General features: G+C 48.0%; 7 tRNA genes. All 7 read left to right on the top strand.

Annotated features, from left to right (window positions below):
- The first annotated feature begins 99 nt into the window (after positions 1-99).
- The 7 genes from TY16_RS21460 (at position 100) to TY16_RS21430 (ending at position 852) form a co-directional block, all read left to right on the top strand.
- A tRNA-Val gene (locus TY16_RS21460) sits at positions 100-175 on the top strand.
- Between the two features lie 165 nt (positions 176-340).
- Positions 341-416: transfer RNA gene (locus TY16_RS21455), tRNA-Lys, on the top strand.
- Between the two features lie 8 nt (positions 417-424).
- Positions 425-506, top strand: a tRNA-Leu gene (locus tag TY16_RS21450).
- A 10-nt stretch (positions 507-516) separates the two neighbouring features.
- Positions 517-591 (top strand) — tRNA-Gly (locus TY16_RS21445).
- Positions 592-598: 7 nt separating this feature from the next.
- Positions 599-675 (top strand) — tRNA-Arg (locus tag TY16_RS21440).
- A gap of 5 nt (positions 676-680) precedes the next feature.
- A tRNA-Pro gene (locus tag TY16_RS21435) sits at positions 681-757 on the top strand.
- 19 nt (positions 758-776) lie between these two features.
- A tRNA-Ala gene (locus tag TY16_RS21430) sits at positions 777-852 on the top strand.
- The last annotated feature ends 173 nt before the right edge of the window (positions 853-1,025 follow it).

Raw genomic sequence — 1,025 nt, 5'->3', positions numbered from 1 at the left:
GTTCCCATCCCGAACACGGAAGTTAAGCTTCTCAGCGCCGATGGTAGTTGGGGCGTAAGCCCCTGTGAGAGTAGGACGCTGCCGGGCTATTTTAATAATGGAGGATTAGCTCAGCTGGGAGAGCATCTGCCTTACAAGCAGAGGGTCGGCGGTTCGATCCCGTCATCCTCCACCATTTATTTTTTTATGTCATACTGATATAGTTATTTTTATGCTGGCTTAGCTCGATTGGTAGAGACGAGCAACGCATCAGTGAATAGGCCTCGAGTTGCGTAGCCGTATGAAAGTTCCTCGGAGCACAGGTTATAGCATAATCAATTTTTGGGTTATTTCTTAGTACGAGCCATTAGCTCAGTTGGTAGAGCATCTGACTTTTAATCAGAGGGTCGAAGGTTCGAGTCCTTCATGGCTCACCATTATATTTGCGGGTGTGGCGGAATTGGCAGACGCACCAGACTTAGGATCTGGCGCCGCAAGGCGTGGGGGTTCGACTCCCTTCACCCGCACTGTTTTTATGCGGAAGTAGTTCAGTGGTAGAACACCACCTTGCCAAGGTGGGGGTCGCGGGTTCGAATCCCGTCTTCCGCTCCAAAAAAATGCGCCCGTAGCTCAATTGGATAGAGCGTCTGACTACGGATCAGAAGGTTATGGGTTCGACTCCTTTCGGGCGCGCCATATTACGGGAAGTAGCTCAGCTTGGTAGAGCACTTGGTTTGGGACCAAGGGGTCGCAGGTTCGAATCCTGTCTTCCCGACCATTGATTTATTTTCTTTTTTGGGGGATTAGCTCAGCTGGGAGAGCGCCTGCTTTGCACGCAGGAGGTCAGCGGTTCGATCCCGCTATCCTCCACCAAAAATATTTTAAAAAGTATATTGACATCAACTTGTTAATTTGTTAATATATTTAAGCCGACGAACGGCAGATTAATTTGCTCCTTGAAAACTAAACAAACAAGCGTCAACAAACAATAATATTTTGATGGCTTCGGCCATCAGCCAACGTAACTTATGAGCTAATCACTCACT

Origin of the sequence: Bacillus sp. EB01, assembly GCF_000613125.1 — a bacterium.
Classification (GTDB): Bacteria; Bacillota; Bacilli; order Bacillales; family Cytobacillaceae; genus Bacillus_D.
The sequence above is the reverse complement of the archived record's forward strand: the minus strand, read 5'-3'. Positions and strand labels throughout refer to the sequence as shown.